Origin of the sequence: Salmonella sp. 32031103-2018-00083-FB-01-SM-01, assembly GCF_017571995.1 — a bacterium.
Taxonomy (GTDB): Bacteria; Pseudomonadota; Gammaproteobacteria; order Enterobacterales; family Enterobacteriaceae; genus Salmonella; species Salmonella enterica.
Map to the genome: position 1 here is coordinate 442695 of NZ_JAGEQL010000003.1, position 16670 is coordinate 459364.

Below are 16670 nucleotides of genomic sequence, written 5' to 3' on the forward strand. Positions count from 1 at the left end.
TTATTTACCTTTGGTCTATACCAGATTGCATTTATCATGACGATCTTTGCCGCGACGGGTCAAAGAGAAAATCGCGCTGCAACAAAAAATTCATCTCTGCTTGTATAATGGCGGCAGGTAAAACGGAAGCGAGTAAGCATGAAATCTATCCCGGGCGATATCCCGCAGTACCTGTTGATCAAGGCGCAGCTTCAGGCGCGTATTCAGAGCGGTGCGTTGAAAAGCGGTGATAAACTGCCGTCTGAACGCGAACTGTGCGCGATCTTCAACACCACGCGCATTACTATTCGCGAAAGCCTGGCGCAGCTGGAGTCCAGTGGGCTTATCTGGCGCGCCGATCGTCGCGGTTGGTTCGTTACGCCGGAACGCCTGTGGCTGGATCCGACCCAGAACACCAACTTCCATAAGCTTTGCCGCGAGCAGGGGCGGGAGCCAAAAACCGCGCTACTGAGCGGCGTGTTAACCACAGTGCCTGTCGAGGTCATGGAGCCCCTCCAGCTCCAGCCGTTTGATCAAATCTATCTGCTGACCCGTCTGCGTTACGCCGATGGCCGCGCCGTGTGCTACTGCGAAAACCATTGTTTGCCCGCCCGCGTGCCTGAGCTGCTGCAGTACGATCTCAACGGCAGCCTGACCGAGGTATACGAGTCGCACTACAACCTCGTCTATACCAGCATGCATCTGTCATTCTACCCCACCGCCATGCCTGCGCAGGCCGCACAGGCGCTGGGAGTTATGGAAGGGCGCCCGGCGCTGTTGCTGCGCCGTCTGAACTACGATCAACACGGGCGAGTGCTGGATCTGGATATCGAATACTGGCGTCACGACAGCCTGCGCATTGAGGTAGATACCCACTAGCGGATGCGCCGGATGTTGGCTGCGAGCCTTATCCGGCCTGTCAATCGTATCGTCTCACGGCTATCCGGATAAGCGCAGCATCATCCAGCGTGGACTGATTTATTTCTTTTTCATCGTTTTGTCACATAAGCCGTTTAGCGTAAAAAGCAAACCTGGTATAGGCCAGAAAATGCAATGTACGCTATGAGGCTATTACGATGAAACTTTCCCGACTTGCTCTGCTGTCTGTCTTCGCTCTCGCCAGCGCCCCGTCATGGGCGGAATCAGTGGTCACGGTGTACTCCATCGACGGGCTGCACGATGGCGATAACAGCTGGTACCAGGTGCAGTTTGACGCATTCACTAAAGCGACCGGCATTACCGTACGCTATGTTGAAGGCGGTGGTGGCGTGGTAGTGGAACGTCTGGCAAAAGAGCGTACGAATCCGCAAGCCGACGTGCTGGTAACCGCGCCGCCATTCATTCAGCGCGCCGCCGCCGAAAAGCTGCTGGCGAACTTTAACACCGACGCCGCATCGGCTATCCCCGATGCCAACAACCTTTATTCGCCGCTGGTAAAGAACTATCTGAGCTTTATCTACAACAGCAAACTGCTGAAAACTGCCCCGGCGAGCTGGCAGGATCTGCTTGACGGTAAATTCAAAAATAAACTCCAGTATTCCACGCCAGGTCAGGCCGCTGACGGCACGGCGGTAATGCTGCAGGCTTTCCACAGCTTCGGCAGTAAAGATGCCGGTTTTGCGTATCTCGGCAAGCTGCAGGCCAATAACGTCGGGCCATCTGCCTCTACCGGCAAGCTAACCGCGCTGGTTAATAAAGGTGAAATCTACGTCGCTAACGGCGACCTGCAAATGAACCTCGCGCAGATGGAACGTAACCCGAACGTGAAAATCTTCTGGCCGGCCAACGACAAAGGCGAGCGCAGCGCGCTGGCCATCCCTTATGTCATTGGCCTGGTCCAGGGGGCACCGCAGAGTGAAAACGGTAAAAAGCTGATTAACTTCCTGCTGAGTAAAGAAGCGCAGACTCGCGTCAGCGAACTCTCCTGGGGAATGCCGGTACGCAGCGACGTGACGCCGAGCGACGAACATTACAAGGCCGCCACTGCCGCGTTAGAAGGCGTGCAGAGCTGGCAGCCAAATTGGGATGACGTAGCCGTTTCGCTGTCGGCAGATATTAGCCGTTGGCACAAAGTGACCGAAAGCGAGTAAGCCTGATGCTGATGAAAACGACCGCCGTTCACGCCCCTGCATCGCAGGGGACATCGGGGATAGTCCTCGACTCACTGCGCGTTGCGTATCACGGCAACGTGGTGCTTAAACCGCTCTCTTTGACGATTGAACCTGGCGAAGTGCTGGCGCTGATTGGCCCATCAGGATCTGGAAAAACGACGGTGCTGCGTGCGGTTGCGGGCTTTGTGCAACCTGCAGGCGGCCGTATTCTGATTGGCGATACGGACGTCACCCATCTGCCACCCTATAAACGCGGGTTGGCGATGGTGGTGCAGAACTACGCCTTGTTCCCGCATCTGAAAGTGGAAGACAACGTCGCTTTTGGCCTGCGTGCGCAGAAGCAGCCAAAGGCGCTAATTAATGAGCGTGTAACGCAGGCGCTGAAAACGGTTGGCATGAGTGATTACGCCACCCGTTATCCGCATCAACTTTCCGGCGGCCAGCAGCAACGCGTGGCCATCGCCCGCGCGATTGCCGTGCGCCCGCGCGTGCTGTTGCTGGATGAACCACTGTCAGCGCTGGACGCACAGATTCGTCATAATATGGTGGAAGAAATCGCCCGTCTTCACCGTGAGCTGCCGGAACTCACTATTCTCTACGTCACCCACGATCAAACGGAAGCGCTCACCCTGGCCGATAAAATCGGCATTATGAAGGATGGCTCGCTGATTGCTCACGGCGAAACCCGCGCGCTATATCAGCATCCGCCCAATCGTTTTGCCGCCGAATTCTTAGGTCGCGCCAATATTCTCTCCGCCATTGCGCTGGGGATAACGGAGATTCCGGGGTTGGTGGACGTCAGCTGCGGCGGTGCGGTGATTCGCGCGTTCAGCCGGGGCAGCCACCACGGTTACAACAAACTGCTGTGCATTCGTCCTCAGCACCTCAGCCTGACGCCGCGTTCGGCCTACAGCAACCGCTTCAACGCCACACTGCAATCGGTGCACTGGCAGGGCGATTTAACCCATCTGTTGTGTGACGTTGCTGGCGAAACGGTGCGGATGGTGTTGACGCATGTCAATCCGCTGCCGCGCGTGGGCGACAAGCTGGCGCTGTGGTTCGAACCGGATGATGCGGTCCTGATTGAGGTATAACCATGTCACTCATTTTACCTCTGGAAAAACCGGCGCTTAACCTACGCCCGCTGCTGTGGCTGCTGCTCCCGTTGCTGGTGCTGGCGACACTGTTTTTCTGGCCTCTGTCGCTCATCGTTGAACAGGCGCTACGCGGTGCCAATGGCGAGATCGGGCTCGAGACCTTCCGCCAGGTGGTCGACTCGAAACGCTTTGTCGGCGCGTTGCTGAACACGTTGCAAATCGCCTTTTTCGCCACCGCCGGTTGCCTGCTGCTGGGCAGCGTGATGTCGCTGATTCTGGTGTTTATTCCTTTCCCCGGAAGCGAGTTGATTGGTCGGGTCGTCGATACTTTTATTGCGCTGCCGACCTTCCTGATTACGCTGGCGTTCACCTTTATTTATGGGTCAGCGGGTCTGCTCAACGGTACGCTGATGAGCCTGTTTGCCTTTGAGCTACCGCCGGTGGATTTTCTCTACTCGATGCAGGGCGTCATTCTGGCGGAGATCACGGTGTTCACTCCGCTGGTGATGCGGCCACTGATGGCCGCGCTGCGGCAAATTGATAAAAGCCAGCTAGAGGCAGCCAGCATTCTGGGGGCGCACCCATTACGGGTGATTGGGCAGGTGATTTTCCCGGCGGCGCTACCGGCGCTGATGGCTGGTGGCAGCCTGTGCCTGCTGTTGACCACTAACGAGTTTGGCATCGTACTGTTTATTGGCGCGAAGGGAGTTAACACCCTGCCGATGATGGTTTACAGCAAAGCGATTCTGGAGTCCGACTATACGGTCGCCTGCATGATTGCGTTGATTAACATTGTCTTGTCGCTGGGGCTGTTCTCCCTCTATCGCCTGGCGGCATCGCGTACCAGCGTAAGGAGCTAGCCATGCTAATTTGGTCACCTAAAGGACGCGCAGCGGCGGGCGTTGTGGCTAGCGTACTGTTTATCGTGTTCTTTTTCCTGCCGCTGGCAGTGATTCTGATGTCCAGCCTTAGCCAGCAGTGGAACGGTATTCTGCCGAGTGGCTTCACACTGAACCACTTTGTTAACGCTCTGCACGGTGCGGCATGGGACGCCCTACTTGCCAGCCTCACGATTGGCTTTTGCGCCAGCCTGTTTGCGCTGCTTTGCGGCGTTTGGGCGGCGCTGGCGCTGCGTCAATATGGGGTGAAAACGCAGAAATGGTTAAGTATGGTGTTCTATCTGCCGAGTGCGATTCCGTCAGTATCCGTGGGCCTGGGCATTCTGGTTGCTTTCAGCCAGGGGCCATTGCAAATGAACGGCACCCTATGGATTGTGCTGACAGCGCACTTTGTGCTGATTTCCGCCTTTACCTTCAGTAACGTGTCGACCGGACTGGCGCGAATTTCCGCCGATATTGAAAACGTCGCGTCGAGTCTGGGGGCATCGCCCTGGTATCGTCTGCGTCACGTGACGTTGCCGTTATTGATGCCGTGGATGATGTCAGCGCTGGCGCTGAGTTTATCGCTCTCCATGGGGGAGTTGGGCGCGACGATGATGATTTATCCGCCGGGCTGGACGACGCTACCGGTGGCTATCTTTAGCCTGACCGACCGTGGAAATATCGCCGACGGCGCGGCGCTGACCATTGTGCTGGTGGCCATTACGCTGCTGCTGATGATGAAGCTGGAGCGCATTGCAAAACGGTTGGGGCACAAATAAAACGGTAGGCCGGGTAGGACATAGCCGCCACCCGGCAAAGGAATTACGGACGATACACCTTCACATTGGCAAACCCCTGCTCGCGCAGATAGAGCGCCTGCAGGCGACTCATTACGCCGCGTTCGCACCATAGCAGCCAGGTTTTGCTCTGATCGAGGTCGCCAAATTTAGTGCTCAGCTTGTAGAAAGGCAGCGAAACGACGTCGACGCCTTCCACTTTCAGCGGCTTGTCATCCTGCTCATCGACAGAACGGATATCCAGAATCACATCGTTGGCGCCAAAACCGCTCACGGTTTCTACTTCCACCACCTCCTGCTGGGTCTGCTGGGCGATTTCACGAATATCGACGTTGTTCGCTTCTTCTACCACCTTATCGAGAATACTGAAGTCGAAATTTTCTTCTTCGGCTTCAATTTTCGCTTTAATGGCTTTCACCGTCGGACTTTTGGAAATCACGCCACAGTATTCCGGCATCGTACGGGCAAAATCTTCCGTACCAATCTGGCGCGCCAGGTTGATAATGTGCTCTTTATCGTAAGAGATCAGCGGGCGCAAGATCAGCGTGTCAGACACGTTATCGATCAAGCGCAAGTTGGTTAGCGTCTGGCTGGACACCTGGCCCAGCGCTTCGCCGGTCACCAGCGCCTGTACGCCGTAACGTTCCGCCACTTTCGACGCCGCGCGTACCATCATACGTTTGAGCACCACGCCCATCTGGCCGTCGTCAACTTTCTCCAGAATCTCGCCGACCACCGGTTCGAAGTTAATCGCTACAAAACGCACGCGATGGGAGCTGCCAAAGCGGTTCCACAGGTAATGCGCCACCTGGCGAACGCCGATTTCATGCGCCGCGCCGCCGAGGTTAAAGAAGCAGTAGTGTACGCGGCAGCCGCGACGCATCAGCATATAGCTGGAGACGCCGGAGTCAAAACCGCCGGAGATCAGCGACAGCACATCTTCCTGGGTGCCAATCGGGAAACCGCCAATACCTTCATAACGCCCTTTGATCAACAGCAGGCGATCATCTTCCACTTCCAGATGCACCGTCACATCCGGGTTAGTGAGCTTCACGCGCGCCGATTCAATATGCTGATTTAATCCGCCGCCGACATAGCGCTCCACCTCAATGGAGCTAAACTCATGCTTACCGCGACGTTTTACGCGCACGCAGAAGGTTTTGCCTTCAAGCTGCTCGCGATACTGCGCCAACGCTTTCTCGAAAATGTCGTGCATATCGGTGAACGGCACATCTTCGACTTCAAGAATATGGTGAATCCCCGGAATGCGGGTCAGCGCGTCGCGAATCGCCAGACGCTGGTTTTCATCTTTGGCGCGAACTTCAATGTTATCCCAGTGACGGACAACCGCGAGGGTCTCATCGTAGTGCTTTAAAACGTTACGGATGTTCCCGGTTAAAATTTTTATAAAGCGCAAACGCACAGATTGGCTTTTGATAGTGATTTCCGGGAACAATTTAATGATAAACTTCATGGCGGCAATGGTTCTTTAGCAAGCTATCTAAGGCTTGTCGTGGAGAAATAGTACAGCAGCCCATACCTACGGCTGCATCCAGGCGCGGAAGTATATCACTATCACGGACATCTTGCGCATTTCCCCTTACCATTGCGCGTTATTTGCTTATCAGTGTGAGTCCGTTACCATAGACTTGTGCTGCCATTACAGAGAGTCAAACAGTCATCATGCCGAAGAAAAATGAGGCGCCCGCCAGCTTTGAAACTGCGCTGAGCGAGCTGGAACATATTGTTACCCGCCTGGAAAGCGGCGATTTGCCGCTGGAAGACGCGCTGAATGAATTCGAGCGCGGCGTACAACTGGCGCGTCAGGGGCAGGCAAAACTGCAGCAGGCGGAACAGCGCGTGCAAATTTTGCTGTCTGATAATGAAGAGGCTTCACCTGAGCCTTTTATCGCGGATAATGAGTAAATGGACTTTACGCAGCAGCTACAGGCTTGCGTAACGCAAGCGAATCAGGCGCTGAGCCGTTTTATCGCGCCACTGCCCTTTCAGAACACTCCCGTGGTCGAAGCCATGCAGTATGGCGCATTATTAGGCGGTAAACGCCTGCGGCCATTTCTGGTTTACGCCACCGGTCAAATGTTTGGCGTCAGTACGGCAACGCTGGATGCGCCAGCTGCGGCGGTCGAATGCATTCATGCCTATTCGCTGATCCATGACGACCTGCCAGCAATGGACGATGACGATTTGCGTCGCGGCCTGCCGACTTGCCATATTAAATTTGGCGAAGCCAACGCAATCCTGGCGGGAGACGCGTTGCAAACGCTGGCGTTTGCCATTATCAGCGACGCGCCGATGCCGGAAGTCGCCGATCGCGATCGTATCGCGATGATCGCCGAACTGGCGAACGCCAGCGGCATCGCCGGTATGTGCGGCGGTCAGGCATTGGATCTGGCGGCAGAAGGCCAGCGGATCACTCTGGACGCGCTGGAACGCATTCATCGCCATAAGACCGGCGCGCTCATTCGCGCCGCCGTTAGACTTGGCGCGTTGAGCGCGGGCGATAAAGGACGGAATACTCTGCCGATACTTGACCGCTATGCAGAGAGTATCGGCCTTGCCTTCCAGGTTCAGGATGACATTCTGGATGTGGTGGGCGATACTGCAACGTTAGGTAAACGTCAGGGCGCAGACCAGCAGCTTGGCAAAAGTACCTACCCTGCACTTCTGGGTCTTGAGCAAGCCCGGAATAAAGCCCGGGACCTGATAGAGGACGCCCGTCAGTCGTTACATCAGCTGGCCGCGCAATCACTGGACACCTCGGCACTGGAAGCGCTAGCGAACTACATAATCCAGCGTGATAAATAAACCCCATATCCAATGAGCTTGCGATGAGTTTTGATATAGCCAAATACCCTACCCTGGCATTGGTCGACTCCACCCAGGAGTTACGACTGTTACCGAAAGAGAGTCTGCCGAAACTCTGCGACGAGCTACGCCGCTACTTACTCGACAGCGTAAGCCGTTCCAGCGGGCACTTCGCTTCCGGGCTGGGCACGGTAGAACTTACCGTGGCGCTGCATTATGTCTACAACACCCCGTTTGACCAGCTAATCTGGGATGTTGGGCACCAGGCTTATCCACATAAAATCCTTACCGGTCGTCGCGACAAAATCGGCACCATTCGCCAGAAAGGCGGTCTGCACCCGTTCCCGTGGCGCGGAGAAAGCGAATACGATGTGCTGAGCGTTGGGCATTCCTCCACCTCCATCAGCGCCGGTATCGGTATTGCCGTAGCGGCGGAGAAAGAAGGCAAAGATCGCCGCACCGTCTGTGTGATTGGCGACGGTGCCATCACCGCCGGTATGGCGTTTGAAGCAATGAATCACGCAGGCGATATCCGGCCCGACATGCTGGTCATTCTGAACGACAATGAGATGTCGATTTCGGAAAACGTCGGCGCGCTCAACAACCATCTGGCGCAGCTACTTTCCGGTAAGCTTTACTCTTCTCTGCGCGAAGGCGGAAAAAAGGTCTTCTCCGGCGTACCGCCAATTAAAGAACTGCTCAAGCGTACCGAAGAACATATTAAAGGCATGGTTGTGCCGGGCACACTGTTCGAAGAGCTGGGCTTTAACTACATCGGGCCGGTCGATGGTCACGATGTCATGGGGCTTATCAGCACATTGAAGAACATGCGCGACCTGAAAGGCCCGCAGTTCCTGCATATCATGACCAAGAAAGGCCGCGGCTATGAGCCCGCGGAAAAAGATCCGATCACTTTCCATGCGGTGCCTAAATTTGATCCTTCCAGCGGATGTTTGCCGAAAAGCAGCGGCGGTCTGCCAGGTTATTCAAAAATCTTCGGTGACTGGCTGTGTGAAACCGCCGCCAAAGACAGCAAGCTGATGGCGATCACCCCGGCAATGCGCGAAGGTTCCGGCATGGTGGAATTTTCACGTAAATTCCCGGATCGCTATTTTGACGTCGCCATCGCCGAGCAGCATGCCGTCACCTTCGCCGCAGGCCTGGCGATTGGCGGCTATAAGCCCGTCGTGGCGATCTACTCTACTTTCCTGCAACGCGCCTACGATCAGGTCATCCATGACGTCGCTATCCAGAAACTGCCGGTCATGTTCGCCATCGATCGCGCCGGTATCGTTGGCGCGGATGGACAAACACACCAGGGCGCGTTCGATCTCTCCTATCTGCGCTGCATCCCGGATATGGTGATCATGACGCCAAGCGACGAAAACGAATGTCGCCAGATGTTATTTACCGGGTATCACTATAACGACGGCCCGACGGCAGTACGTTATCCACGCGGTAATGCGCAGGGCGTGGCGCTAACCCCGCTGGAAAAACTGCCTATTGGTAAAGGCCTTGTGAAGCGTCATGGCGAAAAACTGGCGATTCTGAACTTTGGCACCTTAATGCCTGAGGCGGCGAAAGTCGCCGAAGCGCTGAACGCCACGCTGGTCGACATGCGCTTTGTTAAGCCGCTGGACGACACGTTAATTCTGGAGATGGCCGCGCAGCATGACGCGCTGGTGACGCTGGAAGAAAACGCCATTATGGGCGGCGCTGGCAGCGGCGTAAACGAAGTGCTAATGGCCCATCGTAAACCTGTACCTGTGCTGAATATCGGCCTTCCGGATTTCTTTATCCCGCAAGGAACGCAGGAAGAAGCCCGCGCGGAACTGGGGCTCGACGCCGCAGGCATTGAAGCCAAAATCAAGGCCTGGCTGGCATAATCCCCTCTTTGCTCCTGCTATGCTTGAAGAGTGACGGGTATAACAGGAGCGGAGTCATGCAATACAACACGTTAGGAAATACAGATCTTCGGGTATCCCGCCTTTGTCTGGGCTGCATGACATTCGGCGAGCCGAGTCGCGGCAATCACGCCTGGACGCTTCCCGAAGAGAGCAGCCGTCCCATCATCAAGCGCGCCCTTGAGGGCGGCATTAACTTTTTTGATACCGCCAACAGCTACTCCGACGGCAGCAGCGAAGAGATTGTCGGTCGCGCGCTGCGTGATTTCGCCCGGCGCGACGAGGTGGTGGTAGCGACGAAAGTCTTCCATCGCGTCGGCGATCTGCCGGAAGGATTGTCCCGCGCGCAAATCCTGCGCTCTATTGACGATAGCCTCGCCCGTCTGGGAATGGAGTATGTCGATATCCTGCAAATCCACCGCTGGGATTACACCACACCAATAGAAGAAACTCTGGAAGCGCTAAACGACGTGGTGAAGGCGGGTAAAGCCCGCTATATCGGCGCTTCCTCAATGCACGCCTCACAATTTGCCCAGGCGCTGGCGCTACAAAAACAACACGGCTGGGCGCCGTTTGTCACCATGCAGGATCACTATAACCTGATCTACCGCGAGGAAGAGCGAGAGATGCTACCGCTGTGCTGGCAGGAAGGCGTTGCCGTGATTCCGTGGAGTCCGCTGGCGCGCGGACGCTTAACTCGCCCTTGGGGAGAAACCACGGCCCGGCTGGTCTCGGATGACGTGGGTAAAAATTTATACGCTGAAAGCGATAAAAATGATGCGCAAATAGCGGAACGGCTGGCTGGCGTCAGCGAGGCGCTTGGCGCAACGCGAGCGCAGGTCGCGCTGGCCTGGCTACTCAGCAAACGAGGCGTCGCCGCGCCGATTATCGGCACTTCGCGTGAAGAGCAGTTAGATGAGTTGCTGAATGCCGTTGATTTAACGCTCAAACCGGAGCAGATTGCCGAACTCGAAACGCCGTACAAACAGCATCCGGTGGTGGGATTTAAATAATGTGCCATTGCCCGATGGCGCGGCGCTTATCGGGCCTGCGAAATCGACATATTGTTCGGGGGTAGGCCGGATAAGGCATTTACGCCGCCATCCGGCAAACCCTTTAAATAATACCGAGCGGCCAGTGATGACCGATAAAATACAGTATGCCGGCGGATATCACCCCGGCGACGATATCATCGATCATAATCCCCATGCCGCCGTGCACGTTGCGATCAAACCAACGGATCGGCCAGGGTTTCCACATATCCAGAATGCGGAAAATAACGAACCCGGCAGCCACCCACTGCCAGTCCGTCGTCGGCAACGCCATCAGCGTTATCCACATACCGATAAATTCATCCCAGACAATACTGCCGTGGTCGTGTACGCCCATATCTTTCGCCGTCTGATGGCAAAGATAAACGCCAATGCAGATCCCAAACATCACGACCAGCGAATAAAGCTGCCACGGCAGAAACGTCATCAAATACCAGAAGGGGATCGCCGCCAGCGAGCCCATCGTGCCCGGCACCACGGGGCTCAGCCCGCTGCCAAAGCCGGTAGCGAGCAGGTGCCACGGATTGCGCAAATTCAGGCGGCTTTTCGCAACATCTTTATGGCGTGGCAAAATGGTCATATCCTTTCCAGTCAAAGGTGACAGGCATTCCGTCACGTACAAAATTCAGCCCTTCAATATCTGCGCTCATTTGACCTACGCAGGTAAAGGGAACACCCAGTTGACCAATGGCGACATCCAGCGCGCCACGGTTCAGTTCCGGCACCGTAAAGCACAGCTCATAGTCTTCGCCGCCGGAAAGCGCCCAACGCAGCGCCTGCCCGTCATCAACATGGCGCATCATCGCATCGGATTTTGGCAGCGCATCAACATCTACTCTTGCCCCACAGCCGCTGGCCTTGACGATATGCCCCAGATCGGAAATCAAACCATCGGAAAGATCGATAGCCGCGCTGGCGATATCACGCAGCGCCTGGCCGTGTAAAATACGCGGCGTCGGGCGTAAATGCCGTTGAATTAAATAGTGAGCGTCTGTCTCCTCCGACACCTGTAGCCGGTTTTGCAAAACCGCCAGCCCGGCAGCGCTGTCGCCCGGCGTACCGGTGATATAAATCCAGTCGCCCGGCTTCGCGCCAGATCGCTTGAGTGCGCGCCCTGCCGGGATATAACCGTGGATACCCAGCGTCATCGACAGCGGTCCACGCGTGGTGTCCCCGCCAATCAGCTGCATATCGTAGTAATTCAATAGCGCAAACAGACTGTCGCTAAAAGCCTCCAGCCACGGCTCATCCACTTCCGGCAACGTTAACGCCAGCGTTAACCAGGCCGGGTCGGCCCCCATCGCGGCCAGATCGCTTAAATTCACCGCCAACGCTTTATAAGCCAGATCGGCAGGATCGATATCAGGGAGGAAGTGGTTGCCCGCCACCAGCGTATCGGTACTGATCGCCAGGGTCTGCTTTTCAGGAATATTCAGGAGCGCACAATCGTCGCCAATACCGGTTTCAACATCAAGACGAGAGCTTCTTACACGGTCAAAATAACGGGCAATCAGGGAAAACTCGCCACATGCCATACGTTATGCCTCAGCAGAAAAAAAGAAAAGGCCGGAGACGGCGGGTATCCATCGCCCGCTATCTTTCCGGCCTGTGAATCACTTTTTGTTGGGACGAATCACCGGAGCTGCTTTATCCAGTACGCCGTTGACGAATTTGTGGCTGTCTTCAGCGCCAAAGGTTTTCGCCAGTTCAATCGCTTCGTTGATGGCCACTTTATAAGGCACATCGCTGCGTTTTGACAGCTCAAACAACGCAATACGCAGCACGGCTTTTTCAACCTGTCCCAGCTCTTCAAGCAGGCGGGACAGATACGGTTTCATTAAACCATCCAGGTACGCGCTGTTAGTCGCCACCCCGGATAGCAGTTCACGGAAATAGAGAACGTCGACGTCTTTTACGTCCTGTTCCGCCAGGAACTGGTATTCAACATCAGCGATGTCGTTCTGGGACAACTGCCAGGAGTAAAGCGCCTGGACGGCACACTCACGGGCGCGGCGACGAGCAGCAGGTTTCACGGAATTCCCCTTACAAAAAATCAGGCCTTAATGGCTTTCAATACATTAATCATTTCAAGCGCGGTCAGCGCAGCTTCTGCGCCTTTATTACCGGCTTTTGTACCAGCACGTTCGATGGCTTGTTCAATACTCTCGGTGGTCAGAACACCAAAGGCTACCGGCACGCCACTGTCCTGGGCAACGCTTGCCAGGCCATTGCTGGCGCCGCCTGCCACATATTCAAAGTGCGCAGTCCCCCCGCGAATCACGGTTCCCAGCGCAACCACGGCGTCATATTTACCGCTTTTCGCCAGCGCATCGGTCGCCAGCGGCAGTTCATAGGCGCCAGGCACCCACACTACGGTAATATTATCATCTTTTACCTGACCAATACGCGTCAGGGCATCAACCGCGCCATCCAGCAGGCTGTCGTTGATAAACTGATTGAAACGCGCAATAGTGATGGCGACGCGAGCGTCAGGGGCTGCAACGTTAGCTTTAATAATGTTCATATTCTCTCTTCCAGGGTTCATTTGGCCCCGCAGGGGGGCGGATTTTATCATAATAATTTGAGCGCTGCTCCCCTTTCGACGGGAGAACTCATACGCTCACCATATGCAGGCAAACATCCGGGCCGACATGTCGTATTTCGCTGAAGGTAAATTGCGGCGCGTCGGCGAGCTTCTCAAGCCCTGGCAATTCGCATAATCCCCGCGCCTGGGTTCCCAACAATTTAGGCGCGACATAGACAATCAGTTCATCCACCAGCCCGGCTTGCAGCAACGCGCCCGCCAGTCCCGGTCCGGCTTCAACCCATATGCTATTAATCTGCTGCCTGCCTAACTGCATCATCAGCACAACCAGATCCAAATGTCCGTTGTGCGCTGGTACGCTGATAGTACGAACCGAATCGGGCCACGTGCGGCTATCTTCCTGGGTACGCGCAATCCACGTTTCGCCAGGCTGCTGCACAATACGATGCGCAGGCGTTACCCGGTTTTGGCTGTCGATAACAATTCGCACCGGCTGGCGCAGATTTTCCTGCGGGTAAGACGCCTGCGTAGAGGCGTCTAACTCCGCCCAACGCACCGTCAAGGCCGGATCGTCAGCCAATACCGTCGCGCTACTGGTTAAGATAGCGTGGCTTTGCGCACGCAAGCGCTGAACGTCGCGCCGGGCCTGCGGCGAGGTGATCCACTGGCTTTCGCCGCTGGCCATCGCCGTCCGTCCATCCACGGAGGCGCCCAGTTTAAGCTGAAGATAAGGGAATCCGGTACGCATCCGCTTGAGGAAGCCTTTATTGAGCGCCTCCGCTTCACTCATCATTAACCCGTGGCTGACCGCAATACCCGCCTGTTGCAAGCGATACAGCCCGCGCCCGGCGACCTGTGGATTTGGGTCCTGCATCGCGGCGACCACGCGCGCGACGCCGGCCGCAATCAGCGCATCGCAACATGGCGGCGTTCGCCCATGATGGCTACAGGGTTCAAGCGTGACATAGGCGGTTGCGCCTTTGGCTTTTGCGCCCGCCATCCGCAGAGCATGGACCTCGGCGTGCGGCTCTCCGGCGCGATGGTGATAACCTTCGCCGACGATGTCGCCATTGTTAACAATGACACAGCCGACATTAGGGTTCGGGTGAGTGGTGAAACGTCCACGCTGCGCCAGTTTGAGCGCTCGCGCCATGTAAAACTCATCCTGCATGGCTTAGTCCTGTAGGCGAGCGATTTCTTCGCCAAAGTCTTTGATATCTTCGAAACTGCGATAGACGGAGGCAAAGCGAATATACGCGACTTTATCGAGTTTTTTCAGCTGCTCCATGACCAGGTTGCCAATCATCTTGCTGGGAACTTCACGCTCCCCAGTGGCACGTAATTGTGACTTAATATGGTTCAATGCCATTTCAACATCATCTGCGCTGACGGGTCTTTTTTCCAGCGCTCTCAACATGCCGCTACGCAGCTTATCCTCATTAAAGGGTTCGCGCACATCGTTGCTTTTTATCACGCGCGGCATGACCAGTTCAGCCACTTCAAAGGTCGTAAAGCGTTCATTACACACCAGACACTGCCGACGGCGGCGCACGGACGAGCCCTCGCCTACAAGACGAGAGTCAATGACTTTGGTATCTACGGCGAAACAAAATGGGCAATGCATACGGCGTCCTGACCAGATGATTTAGAAAACGCTATTTTACCCTGAACTGGCGCGACAACAAAGGCGGAGCGCTTTTGAGATAAAGGATCGGTGCCTTTGTGTGTATAGCGCACTACCATTACGCTATCGGACCACGAAGGAAATGATCGACATGACAAGACGTTACCTAAGAATTCTCCTGGTGGGAAGTCTCTTGAGCCTGACCGCCTGCGCGCCGCAGAGCGAAGTTCGCCAGATGCATCAAAGCATTAGCACCCTGAATAAAGAGATGACCCAACTGAATCAGGAAACGGTAAAAATTACCCAACAAAATAAGCTGAATGCGGAGTCAACCCGCGGCGTCTATTTGTTGCCTGGCGCCAATACGCCTGCCCGGCTGGAGAGTCAGATCGGTACGCTACGTATGACATTGCTGGAGATTACGCCTGTCGCAGACGGCGCTCACGCAACGTTACGCATTCAGGGCGAGTCCCGCGATCCGCTGCCGGCATTCAGCGCTACCGTAGAGTACGGGCAAATTCAGGGCACTACGGAGAACTATCAGGAGGTGAATGCACAGAGCCTTCTGGTAAATGCCCCTGCCAGTTTGCTGGCGCCCAGTGATGTCAATATTTCGTTACCGTTGAAGGGGATCACACCGGCGCAGTTAGGCTTCATTCGCATCCATGATATTCAGCCTGTTAATCAATAAACGTTCTGGCGGAGCGTTTTGTGCGTTCCGCAACATCCCCCGCGCGACTTTTGTTGCCCTACTGACATTTCCGTCATTTATGACATGGATTGGTAATATTCATGAAAGATAGTACTGTCGCCGCGCCTAAAGTGCGCAAACGTGAACGCAATCGATTACGTAAATGATAGATATGTGAAACAAGACATATTTTTGTGAGCAATGATTTTTATAATAGGCTCCGCAGAAACACGAAATATTTAGAAACGCAAATTGCGTTCTTTTCACTCCCGTAAGGGATTTCAAACAGTGGCATACATATGAAAAAAACTTTACTCGCAGTCAGCGCAGCGCTGGCGCTCACCTCATCTTTTACTGCTAACGCAGCAGAAAATGATCAGCCGCAGTATTTGTCCGACTGGTGGCACCAGAGCGTAAACGTGGTAGGCAGCTACCATACCCGTTTCTCGCCGAAATTGAACAACGACGTCTATCTGGAATATGAAGCATTTGCCAAAAAAGACTGGTTTGATTTCTACGGCTATATCGATATTCCCAAAACCTTTGATTGGGGTAACGGCAACGATAAAGGTATCTGGTCCGACGGTTCTCCGCTGTTCATGGAAATCGAACCGCGTTTCTCGATTGATAAGCTGACCGGCGCAGACCTGAGCTTCGGCCCGTTTAAAGAGTGGTATTTCGCCAACAACTACATCTACGATATGGGCGATAACAAAGCCAGCCGCCAGAGCACGTGGTATATGGGTCTGGGGACCGATATCAACACCGGCCTGCCGATGGGCCTGTCGCTGAACGTGTATGCGAAATATCAGTGGCAAAACTACGGCGCGTCCAATGAAAACGAATGGGACGGCTACCGTTTCAAAGTAAAATACTTCGTCCCCATCACCGATCTGTGGGGCGGTAAACTGAGCTATATCGGCTTTACCAACTTTGACTGGGGATCTGATTTAGGCGACGATCCGAACCGTACCAGCAACTCCATCGCTTCCAGCCATATCCTGGCGCTGAACTACGATCACTGGCACTACTCGGTCGTTGCACGTTACTTCCATAACGGCGGACAGTGGCAGAATGGCGCAAAACTGAACTGGGGCGACGGCGATTTCAGCGCGAAATCTACCGGCTGGGGCGGCTACCTGGTCGTGGGTTACAACTTCTAA

General features: G+C 55.1%; 18 protein-coding genes. 11 read left to right on the forward strand and 7 right to left on the reverse strand.

From position 1 onward, the window contains the following. Positions 1-138 precede the first annotated feature (138 nt). From phnR to phnV, 5 genes are all read left to right on the forward strand, one after another. The gene (gene phnR / locus J4614_RS11845; protein ID WP_000836268.1) at positions 139-858 is read left to right on the forward strand and encodes a phosphonate utilization transcriptional regulator PhnR; all 720 of its coding nucleotides are present in this window, start codon (positions 139-141) and stop codon (positions 856-858) included. Between the two features lie 197 nt (positions 859-1055). Then, positions 1056-2069, forward strand: coding sequence for a 2-aminoethylphosphonate ABC transporter substrate-binding protein (gene phnS / locus J4614_RS11850; RefSeq protein ID WP_000778008.1), 1014 nt, complete (start codon positions 1056-1058; stop codon positions 2067-2069). 5 nt (positions 2070-2074) lie between these two features. Beyond that, positions 2075-3184 carry a 2-aminoethylphosphonate ABC transport system ATP-binding subunit PhnT gene (phnT, locus tag J4614_RS11855; protein WP_000928796.1) on the forward strand — a complete coding sequence of 370 codons (1110 nt, stop codon included), beginning with the start codon at positions 2075-2077 and terminating at the stop codon, positions 3182-3184. A 2-nt stretch (positions 3185-3186) separates the two neighbouring features. Further along, entirely contained in the window at positions 3187-4047 is an 861-nt protein-coding gene (gene phnU, locus J4614_RS11860) for a 2-aminoethylphosphonate ABC transporter permease subunit (protein ID WP_000052718.1), read from the forward strand. Between the two features lie 2 nt (positions 4048-4049). Then, on the forward strand, positions 4050-4847 hold the full coding sequence (phnV, locus tag J4614_RS11865) for a 2-aminoethylphosphonate ABC transport system, membrane component PhnV (protein ID WP_000909790.1): 798 nt from the start codon (positions 4050-4052) through the stop codon (positions 4845-4847). A gap of 43 nt (positions 4848-4890) precedes the next feature. Here phnV and thiI read toward each other — a convergent pair whose 3' ends face one another. Next, positions 4891-6339 carry a tRNA uracil 4-sulfurtransferase ThiI gene (gene thiI / locus J4614_RS11870; protein ID WP_000668648.1) on the reverse strand — a complete coding sequence of 483 codons (1449 nt, stop codon included), beginning with the start codon at positions 6337-6339 and terminating at the stop codon, positions 4891-4893. Positions 6340-6548: 209 nt separating this feature from the next. Between thiI and xseB the strand changes: the two genes are divergently transcribed. Genes xseB through J4614_RS11890 form a run of 4 tightly spaced genes read left to right on the forward strand, consistent with a single transcriptional unit; the run spans position 6549 to position 10608 of the window. After that, positions 6549-6791 (forward strand): exodeoxyribonuclease VII small subunit, encoded by a 243-nt coding sequence (gene xseB, locus J4614_RS11875; protein WP_001124944.1) that lies wholly within the window; start codon positions 6549-6551, stop codon positions 6789-6791. Further along, positions 6792-7691 carry a (2E,6E)-farnesyl diphosphate synthase gene (gene ispA / locus J4614_RS11880; RefSeq protein ID WP_000348074.1) on the forward strand — a complete coding sequence of 300 codons (900 nt, stop codon included), beginning with the start codon at positions 6792-6794 and terminating at the stop codon, positions 7689-7691. Positions 7692-7714: 23 nt separating this feature from the next. Further along, positions 7715-9577: a 1-deoxy-D-xylulose-5-phosphate synthase gene (dxs, locus tag J4614_RS11885; protein WP_000006777.1), complete on the forward strand. Its 1863-nt coding sequence runs from the start codon at positions 7715-7717 to the stop codon at positions 9575-9577. 56 nt (positions 9578-9633) lie between these two features. Then, positions 9634-10608, forward strand: a complete 975-nt coding sequence (locus tag J4614_RS11890; protein WP_023258937.1) for an aldo/keto reductase — start codon at positions 9634-9636, stop codon at positions 10606-10608. 103 nt (positions 10609-10711) lie between these two features. On the opposite strand, the gene pgpA is transcribed toward J4614_RS11890, so the two are convergent. From pgpA to nrdR, 6 genes are all read right to left on the reverse strand, one after another. After that, entirely contained in the window at positions 10712-11227 is a 516-nt protein-coding gene (gene pgpA, locus J4614_RS11895) for a phosphatidylglycerophosphatase A (RefSeq protein WP_000154063.1), read from the reverse strand. After that, on the reverse strand, positions 11205-12182 hold the full coding sequence (gene thiL, locus J4614_RS11900) for a thiamine-phosphate kinase (protein ID WP_023212894.1): 978 nt from the start codon (positions 12180-12182) through the stop codon (positions 11205-11207). The genes pgpA and thiL overlap by 23 nt, the downstream gene beginning before the upstream one ends. A gap of 78 nt (positions 12183-12260) precedes the next feature. Next, positions 12261-12680, reverse strand: coding sequence for a transcription antitermination factor NusB (gene nusB / locus J4614_RS11905; RefSeq protein WP_000801129.1), 420 nt, complete (start codon positions 12678-12680; stop codon positions 12261-12263). A gap of 20 nt (positions 12681-12700) precedes the next feature. Beyond that, entirely contained in the window at positions 12701-13171 is a 471-nt protein-coding gene (gene ribE, locus J4614_RS11910) for a 6,7-dimethyl-8-ribityllumazine synthase (protein WP_001021370.1), read from the reverse strand. An 88-nt stretch (positions 13172-13259) separates the two neighbouring features. Continuing rightward, positions 13260-14363, reverse strand: a complete 1104-nt coding sequence (gene ribD, locus J4614_RS11915) for a bifunctional diaminohydroxyphosphoribosylaminopyrimidine deaminase/5-amino-6-(5-phosphoribosylamino)uracil reductase RibD (RefSeq protein ID WP_023212893.1) — start codon at positions 14361-14363, stop codon at positions 13260-13262. Between the two features lie 3 nt (positions 14364-14366). Next, positions 14367-14816, reverse strand: coding sequence for a transcriptional regulator NrdR (gene nrdR, locus J4614_RS11920; RefSeq protein ID WP_000543533.1), 450 nt, complete (start codon positions 14814-14816; stop codon positions 14367-14369). A 151-nt stretch (positions 14817-14967) separates the two neighbouring features. On the opposite strand from nrdR, the gene J4614_RS11925 reads away from it, so the two are divergent. Beyond that, positions 14968-15507, forward strand: coding sequence for a DUF3251 domain-containing protein (locus tag J4614_RS11925; RefSeq protein ID WP_000198486.1), 540 nt, complete (start codon positions 14968-14970; stop codon positions 15505-15507). 299 nt (positions 15508-15806) lie between these two features. Then, on the forward strand, positions 15807-16670 hold the full coding sequence (locus J4614_RS11930; RefSeq protein ID WP_208293180.1) for a nucleoside-specific channel-forming protein Tsx: 864 nt from the start codon (positions 15807-15809) through the stop codon (positions 16668-16670).

Coding starts and splice junctions, on each gene's coding strand:
- thiI (WP_000668648.1), bottom strand. CDS start 6,339: ATGAAGTTTATCATTAAATTGTTCCCGGAAATCACTATCAAAAGCCAA.
- dxs (WP_000006777.1), top strand. CDS start 7,715: ATGAGTTTTGATATAGCCAAATACCCTACCCTGGCATTGGTCGACTCC.
- J4614_RS11925 (WP_000198486.1), top strand. CDS start 14,968: ATGACAAGACGTTACCTAAGAATTCTCCTGGTGGGAAGTCTCTTGAGC.
- thiL (WP_023212894.1), bottom strand. CDS start 12,182: ATGGCATGTGGCGAGTTTTCCCTGATTGCCCGTTATTTTGACCGTGTA.
- nrdR (WP_000543533.1), bottom strand. CDS start 14,816: ATGCATTGCCCATTTTGTTTCGCCGTAGATACCAAAGTCATTGACTCT.
- phnU (WP_000052718.1), top strand. CDS start 3,187: ATGTCACTCATTTTACCTCTGGAAAAACCGGCGCTTAACCTACGCCCG.
- ispA (WP_000348074.1), top strand. CDS start 6,792: ATGGACTTTACGCAGCAGCTACAGGCTTGCGTAACGCAAGCGAATCAG.
- ribE (WP_001021370.1), bottom strand. CDS start 13,171: ATGAACATTATTAAAGCTAACGTTGCAGCCCCTGACGCTCGCGTCGCC.
- J4614_RS11930 (WP_208293180.1), top strand. CDS start 15,807: ATGAAAAAAACTTTACTCGCAGTCAGCGCAGCGCTGGCGCTCACCTCA.
- J4614_RS11890 (WP_023258937.1), top strand. CDS start 9,634: ATGCAATACAACACGTTAGGAAATACAGATCTTCGGGTATCCCGCCTT.
- phnR (WP_000836268.1), top strand. CDS start 139: ATGAAATCTATCCCGGGCGATATCCCGCAGTACCTGTTGATCAAGGCG.
- phnS (WP_000778008.1), top strand. CDS start 1,056: ATGAAACTTTCCCGACTTGCTCTGCTGTCTGTCTTCGCTCTCGCCAGC.
- phnT (WP_000928796.1), top strand. CDS start 2,075: ATGCTGATGAAAACGACCGCCGTTCACGCCCCTGCATCGCAGGGGACA.
- xseB (WP_001124944.1), top strand. CDS start 6,549: ATGCCGAAGAAAAATGAGGCGCCCGCCAGCTTTGAAACTGCGCTGAGC.
- phnV (WP_000909790.1), top strand. CDS start 4,050: ATGCTAATTTGGTCACCTAAAGGACGCGCAGCGGCGGGCGTTGTGGCT.
- ribD (WP_023212893.1), bottom strand. CDS start 14,363: ATGCAGGATGAGTTTTACATGGCGCGAGCGCTCAAACTGGCGCAGCGT.
- pgpA (WP_000154063.1), bottom strand. CDS start 11,227: ATGACCATTTTGCCACGCCATAAAGATGTTGCGAAAAGCCGCCTGAAT.